This is a genomic window from Bacillus cereus group sp. BfR-BA-01355 (genome assembly GCF_022663675.1).
Classification (GTDB): Bacteria; Bacillota; Bacilli; order Bacillales; family Bacillaceae_G; genus Bacillus_A; species Bacillus_A thuringiensis_S.
In genome coordinates, this window is the sequence record NZ_JAKUFY010000165.1 from 1 (window position 1) to 7,473 (window position 7,473).

Sequence of the window (7,473 nt, forward strand, 5' to 3'; positions counted from 1 at the left end):
AATGAAAATCCAACAACTGCTGCTGTATATGGCTCAACTTCAATATTAAGAGTTGGAAGACCATAGAAAATAATAAATAACTGTACAAGAAGTGGCGTTCCGCGAATGATAGATACATAGATACGAGCAATCCATTGTAAAATACGACTACCAGAAATACGTGCGAGCGCTGTTAACGTTGCCAGTATAATCCCGATAATAAATGTAATAAGCGTTAATGGAATTGTCGTAAAAACAGCTTCCTTCAGCATAGGCATGAAGGAAGACTGCATAATATCTATCCAAGTAGACAATCGATCTGAAACCAATGCACTACTTAGATACATTTTCACCGAACCATTTTTTCGTTATTTTGTCATACGTACCGTCTTTTTTCATATCTTCTAACGCTTTATCTACTTCTTGTACAAGCTTAGTGCTACCTTTACGGAATAAGAATCCACTTTCTGAAGCTTCTTTTTCAGTATCTACAATTTTAATTTTCGCATCTTTTTTCGTTTCTAAGTAGTTTAGTACTGATAACTTATCATTGATTGTGAAGTCAACGCGTCCTGAAGCTAATAATTCTGCTGCTTGGCTAAATCCTTCTACACCAATAATTTCCGCACCATTTTTCTTAGCGATATCTGCATAGTTACTCGTTAAAGATTGTGCTCCTTTTAGTCCTTTTACATCAGCAAATGTAGCAGGCTTATCTTTATCTTTTGCAATAACTAATGCCGCTGAAGATGAAACGTATGGCTTAGAGAAATCGTATTTCTTTTGACGATCTTCACGAATACCAACTTCGTTTGCAACCATATCGAAACGTTTTGCATCAAGACCAGCAAGTAAGCTATCCCATTGTGTTTCTTTAAATACAGGCTTTACACCTAAACGTTTTGCAACTTCTTCTGCTAATTCAACATCGAATCCAGTTAATTTATTGCTTGAATCGTGGAACGTAAATGGTGGGTATGTACCTTCTGTACCAATTACAAGTTCACCGCTTTGTTTAATCTTTTGTAACGCGTCTTGACTAGCTGTATCTTTTTTCTCTTCTTTACCGCAGCCGGCTACAATCCCGATCGCTAATGTAGTTACTGCAAGCACTGAAAATAATTTCTTCATGATTGTAATCCTCCAAGTATTCTGATAGGAATTTAAAAACTATATTGATTGTATGCAATCTTGAACAATTTTTCAATGAAAATGTTCTTATTTAGTTTATCCTTTTTCTTCATAATCAAACAAAAGGGAAAAATAACGCCACATACAAAAAATAAGTAACATTTTTTAATATAGCATTTATAAAGAAAAAGGTAAAACAATACTTCTTATTTAACTGTCGTAATTCGCTAAAGAGTCGACATGTTCATCAATAAAAAAGAACTTGTGAAAATCACAAGTTCTCCTCCATACCTATTAAGCACTCTGATTGCCTTCCATTTGCGTTTTATACATATCATAATAACGCCCACGCTTTTTCATGAGTTCATCATGAGACCCTTTTTCCAAAATCGTCCCTCTATCGAGCACAATAATTTGATCTGCGCTTTTAATTGTTGAAAGGCGGTGAGCGATAATAAACGTCGTTCTTCCTTTTTTCACAACTTCTAGTGCTTGTTGAATCATCGCCTCTGTTTCTGTATCAATACTAGACGTTGCTTCATCTAGTATTAAGATAGCTGGATCAAAAGCAAGCGCCCTAGCAAACGAAATAAGCTGACGTTCTCCAGTGGAAAGCGTACTTCCCTTTTCTGTAATTTCTTCATTTATATTGTTTGCAAATCTTTCAGCACCAACATCACGTAGCGCCTTTACAATGCGCTCTTTTGAAATTTTTTCGTTTTCTAAGCTTACGTTGGAAGCGACCGTCCCGCTAAAAAGAAACGGGTCTTGCAGTACGATTCCCATATGCTCACGAGTTGCTTGTTTCGGCATTTCTCTTACATCATGACCATCAATCGTAAGCTTTCCTTTTTCAAACTCATAAAATTGAAAGAGTACATTCATGATAGAACTTTTTCCTGATCCAGTATGACCGACAAGTGCCACTGTCTCGCCTTGTTTCGCTTCAAAAGAAATATTTTTTAACACTTCATCTTTTCCATTATAAGAAAATGATACATTATCAAATTTTACATTTCCTTTTAAACGAGGCATACGTTCTTCTTCTACCGCTTCTCCTTTTTCCTCTAACAATTCAAAGACACGTTCTGATGCAACGCGCGCTTGCTCTAAGTTTGCAAGCTGGTTCACCATATTCGTAATTGGCGAGAATAATCGTGTTAAATAATCGACGAACGCATACAGTACCCCAAGTGAAATAATACCTGTAGCACTTAATGACGCACCGCCGAAATACCAAATCACTCCTGTGAAAGCGATATTTCTTAATACAGCTACTAAGTTATGCGAAGTTGCTGCATTTAAATTTAAAATTTTATTTTGATACTTAAAATAATCGCCGTTTAATTCTTCAAATTCTTTTTTCGTTTCACGCTCTTGACGGAACGCTTGAATAATTGGCATCCCTTGAATGGATTCATTCACTGTTCCGTTAATATCGGATAAACGTGAACGCATTTTATGATTATATACAGACGCATATTTTCTATAAAGAATCGCCCAAACAATTAAAATTGGGATAATTAATAAACATAATGAAGCGAGCTTCACATCTAATAAAAATAGCGCAGCGAATATCCCAATAATATAAATGATACTAGAAACGAATGTTGCAAGTACAGTTACATATAAATCACGAATGGCCTCTGTATCATTCGTCACACGCGAAACAATTTTCCCCGCTGGTAAATGATCGAAATAACGAATCGGCAACGTTTGAATATGAGAAAACACATCTTCCCTCATAATTTGAATAATTTTGTTCGCTGCCTTCTGCAAGAAGAACTGCTTTCCGTATGCAAATAATGATACGACTACTAATAAAGCGAAATAGCCACCACCAAGTAATAATAGACGGTTTATTTCTGGTTTATAAAATGCAAACACTTCTTCTTTCGTTAATGCCTTCGCTTTATACACTTGCACCGCCTTACCATTTTGAACGGTAATCATATCACCTTTTACAGTACGTGACCCTTCAATATTCACTTTATTCGGTACAAAATAATATTGAAAACCGACTTGCATCACACGTACTTCTTTACCTTTTGTCTCGCCTTGTTCAAAGCGATCACTTCGCTTATAAAAAGCGCCATTATATGAAACAGCTTCTTCACTCTTTTCTGTTTCATACCAAGGTTTCTCTATCCCGACGATATGATCATCAATCATCGTTTTAGCGACGAAAGGACCAGCAAGCTCTGCAATGACGAAAATAAATAACATTAGCATCGCTGCAAAAATCGTCCCCTTCACTTTCATCGCATATTGAAACAATCGTTTTGAAACGCTCATATTTTCACCCCACTATCCGCACTTTCACTTTCACCTTGTTGTCTTTCAAACTGCTCAGCATACCAGCCTCCGCTCTGGATAAGCTGAGCATGTGTACCTTCTTCCATTACTTGCCCCTCATCCATAACGAGAATCCAATCCGCATGTTGCACTGCAGATAAACGGTGCGTCGTAATAATCGTCGTCTTTCCGCTTCTTTCTGTTCTTATATTTTCAATGATCGCTGCTTCCGTACGAGCATCTACAGCTGATAAAGAATCGTCCAAAATTAAAATTTCTGGATTTTGAATAACAGCTCGCGCAATCGAGATCCTTTGTTTTTGCCCTCCTGATAAAGAAACACCTTTCTCTCCAACGAGCGTTTCTAATCCTTCTGGTAAAAACTCTAAGTCTTTTTTAAACGCAGCAATTTCAATTGCTTTCTCAAGTTCTTCTTCCGTCGCTTCCCTACTTCCGAATAAAATATTTTCTCTCGCTGTTTTTGAGAACAAAATATGTTCCTGAGGTACATACCCAATCCATCCGAGTACATTTTCATTTGTTATTTTATCTAATGTCACATCAGAGACCGCAATATCTCCATCTCCAAGCGGATATTGACGAAGAAGCTGACGTACAAGCGTCGTTTTCCCGCTTCCTGTTTTTCCGACAACCCCTAGCGTTTCTCCTTGCTTTAATGTGAAAGAAACCTTCTTTAAATTTTCTTCAGTTGATGAAGGGTATGAGAAAGACACATCATCAAACTGAATATAATCCGGATCTTGCACAAGCTTTGGATGTTTTGGATTCTTTACATCTGGCTCATACGCTAACGTTTCATTCACACGGTCAAGCGAAGCATTTCCTCTTTGCATAACATTGATTAATTCACCAATTGCAAACATCGGCCAAATCATCATCCCTAAATACACGTTAAAAGAAACGAGTTCACCAAGCGTCACCTTTGACTGGAACACAAGGTATGCACCGTACACTAAGCCGATTAAATAACTAAGACCGACAAGCATTTTCACAGTTGGTTGGAATAATGCATCAATTCTTGCTACCTTCATATTTTTTTCGTAGACGTCATCTCCTAAATGATGAAATCTTTCCTCGTCTGCATTCTCTTGTACGTATGCACGAATAACACGCACACCAGCAATCGATTCAAGTACTTTATCATTCATATCTCCGAACGCATCTTGCGCGACTGTAAATCTCTCATGCAATTTCTTTCCATATATGTTCATCGCATACGCCATAATCGGAAGCGGTATAAGCGCCGCAAATGTAAGCTCCCAACTAATTGTAAATCCCATCATAAAGACAATCGTAAGCATATATAAACTCGAATCCACGAGCGTTAATATACCGAAACCAGCTGTCATAGCAATTGCTTTTAAATCATTTGTCGCTCTCGCCATTAAATCACCCGTACGATTTTTATGATAAAACGTCGGTGTCATTTTAAGTAAGTGTCCCATAAATTTAGAGCGCATCGTTTTCTCCAGTACGAATGCTCCCCCAAACAGCTGGTGTTGCCAAACGAAAGTAAGACCATATCCAATTACCGTAACCCCTATTAAAATGAGAATAAATTGCATAATCTCCGCATTCGTTAACGTTCCTGTTTTTATATTATCTATCGTAACCCCTAACACTTTCGGGGGAATGACTTCAACTATATTTACAATTAAAAGAGCTCCAATAGCGATACTATATCTCTTCCAATGCTCTTTAAAAAACCATTTTAGCTTTAGTAATACTGATAACAATGTAACCTCTCCCTTCTCGTTCTCGTTTAACTCTCACTTCTTTATCCACTATCCAGACCCATCACATTTACATTTCGTAACCCATACAATCTCATCACATTTTTCCACCTTCCAAAATTTTCATCGTAACCATACAAGGAAAAATAAACAAAAAAAAGCATACCGCCGCTTGACGATATGCACAAAAATGCATAAAAAGCGTACGTTACGATATACGCAACGTACGCTTCTTATAAGACAGAGAATGCCTTATATATCCGCACGGGTTGCGTAATGATATGAATGTTTTCTGCCATTTAACAGAGCTAAGCCCATTACATTTACGATTACAATCATTACGCACACCCCTTTCATTTATTTTCCATTTATAATCTTACAACTTTATTGAGTATTCTGTCAATTATTTTTTTTACAAACTGAATAAAAATATACGCTACATCATTTTGAAATAAGAGAATATTCCGTAAGAAAGGGCATACAAAATAAAAAAAGAATAAGAAATCGTTTTCACAAACATTTCATTTGAAAAATGTTATCAAACCCCCTACAATCACCTTATACTCACTCTTACAAGTTGCTATTTTAGGAGGACTAATCATGACAACTAGCAATACGTACAAATTTTATTTAAACGGAGAATGGAGAGAAAGCTCTTCAGGAGAAACAATCGAAATTCCATCTCCTTACTTACACGAAGTAATTGGACAAGTACAAGCAATTACTCGCGGAGAAGTAGATGAAGCAATTGCATCTGCAAAAGAAGCTCAAAAATCATGGGCTGAAGCTTCCCTACAAGATCGCGCAAAATACTTATATAAATGGGCTGATGAGCTCGTAAATATGCAGGATGAAATTGCCGATATCATTATGAAAGAAGTCGGTAAAGGCTATAAAGATGCGAAGAAAGAAGTTGTTCGTACAGCTGACTTCATTCGTTACACGATCGAAGAAGCTTTACATATGCACGGAGAAAGCATGATGGGCGATAGCTTCCCTGGCGGAACGAAATCTAAACTTGCGATTATCCAACGCGCACCACTTGGTGTTGTATTAGCAATCGCACCATTTAACTACCCAGTAAACTTATCTGCTGCAAAACTTGCACCAGCATTAATTATGGGTAACGCTGTTATTTTCAAACCAGCAACTCAAGGTGCAATTAGTGGTATTAAAATGGTGGAAGCACTTCACAAAGCTGGCCTTCCAAAAGGTCTTGTAAACGTAGCTACAGGACGCGGTTCTGTAATTGGTGACTACTTAGTAGAACACGAAGGCATCAATATGGTATCGTTCACAGGTGGTACAAACACAGGTAAACATTTAGCGAAAAAAGCTTCAATGATTCCACTTGTATTAGAACTTGGTGGTAAAGATCCTGGTATCGTTCGTGAAGATGCTGACTTACAAGATGCTGCAAACCATATCGTAAGCGGTGCATTCTCTTACTCTGGTCAACGTTGTACAGCTATTAAACGTGTACTTGTACACGAAAACGTAGCGGACGAGCTTGTTGACTTAGTAAAAGCACAAGTAGCTGAACTATCAGTTGGATCTCCAGAACAAGACAGCACAATCGTTCCATTAATCGACGACAAGTCTGCTGACTTCGTTCAAGGTTTAGTTGACGACGCTGTAGAAAAAGGTGCAACAATCGTTATCGGTAACAAACGTGAGCGTAACTTAATTTACCCAACATTAATCGACCACGTAACAGAAGAAATGAAAGTTGCTTGGGAAGAGCCATTCGGCCCAATCCTTCCAATCATCCGTGTTTCTTCAGATGAGCAAGCAATTGAGATTGCTAACAAATCAGAGTTCGGTCTGCAAGCAAGTGTCTTCACAAAAGACATTAACAAAGCATTTGCAATTGCTAACAAAATCGAAACTGGTTCTGTTCAAATTAACGGACGCACAGAGCGCGGCCCTGACCACTTCCCATTCATTGGTGTAAAAGGTTCAGGTATGGGCGCACAAGGTATTCGTAAGAGCCTTGAGTCTATGACACGTGAAAAAGTAACAGTATTAAACTTAGTTTAATTTTATATGTAGAAGCTGATCTAGTTTAGATCGGCTTCTTTTTACATCAAATAATTATTCATTCCTAATCACAAACTCTTCTCTATAATCTGATTATTACTATATCCATTGACGTATAAAAATTCATTTGTTACTCTTAAAGACGTTAATTTAATATTTAAATCCTCATTCGTATCTCGGTGAGGTAGAGGTTGCAATCATTAAGAGTATCATTTCAGGAGATGTAGTGGCATTGATGAAGAAATGAGAAAGGAATGGTTGCCGAAGTAAGTCG

At 37.4% G+C, this 7,473-nt stretch carries 5 protein-coding genes and 1 riboswitch; of the genes, 1 reads left to right on the forward strand and 4 read right to left on the reverse strand.

The genetic code is table 11. The annotated features are described in order from the left end of the window. The 4 genes from MR167_RS29325 to MR167_RS29340 all read right to left on the reverse strand — a co-directional run. Positions 1-326: ABC transporter permease subunit (locus MR167_RS29325; protein ID WP_242316089.1), on the reverse strand; the 326-nt coding region annotated here is incomplete at its 3' end. Next, positions 313-1,110: an amino acid ABC transporter substrate-binding protein gene (locus tag MR167_RS29330; protein WP_000732844.1), complete on the reverse strand. Its 798-nt coding sequence runs from the start codon at positions 1,108-1,110 to the stop codon at positions 313-315. The genes MR167_RS29325 and MR167_RS29330, both read right to left, overlap by 14 nt. A 294-nt stretch (positions 1,111-1,404) precedes the next feature. Next, entirely contained in the window at positions 1,405-3,405 is a 2,001-nt protein-coding gene (locus MR167_RS29335; protein WP_000116622.1) for an ABC transporter ATP-binding protein, read from the reverse strand. Beyond that, positions 3,402-5,162, reverse strand: a complete 1,761-nt coding sequence (locus tag MR167_RS29340) for an ABC transporter ATP-binding protein (protein ID WP_097891463.1) — start codon at positions 5,160-5,162, stop codon at positions 3,402-3,404. Before MR167_RS29340 ends, MR167_RS29335 begins: the two co-directional genes overlap by 4 nt. Positions 5,163-5,759: 597 nt before the next feature. Here MR167_RS29340 and gapN point away from each other — a divergent pair. Beyond that, positions 5,760-7,199 carry an NADP-dependent glyceraldehyde-3-phosphate dehydrogenase gene (gene gapN / locus MR167_RS29345; RefSeq protein ID WP_000213629.1) on the forward strand — a complete coding sequence of 480 codons (1,440 nt, stop codon included), beginning with the start codon at positions 5,760-5,762 and terminating at the stop codon, positions 7,197-7,199. A 177-nt stretch (positions 7,200-7,376) separates the two neighbouring features. Further along, a riboswitch (Lysine riboswitch) is annotated at positions 7,377-7,473 on the forward strand. This riboswitch is flagged as partial in the annotation.

What these genes read in the sequence shown, in the direction of transcription:
- MR167_RS29330 (WP_000732844.1), bottom strand. Translation starts at nt 1,110, where the DNA reads ATGAAGAAATTATTTTCAGTGCTTGCAGTAACTACATTAGCGATCGGG.
- MR167_RS29335 (WP_000116622.1), bottom strand. Translation starts at nt 3,405, where the DNA reads ATGAGCGTTTCAAAACGATTGTTTCAATATGCGATGAAAGTGAAGGGG.
- gapN (WP_000213629.1), top strand. Translation starts at nt 5,760, where the DNA reads ATGACAACTAGCAATACGTACAAATTTTATTTAAACGGAGAATGGAGA.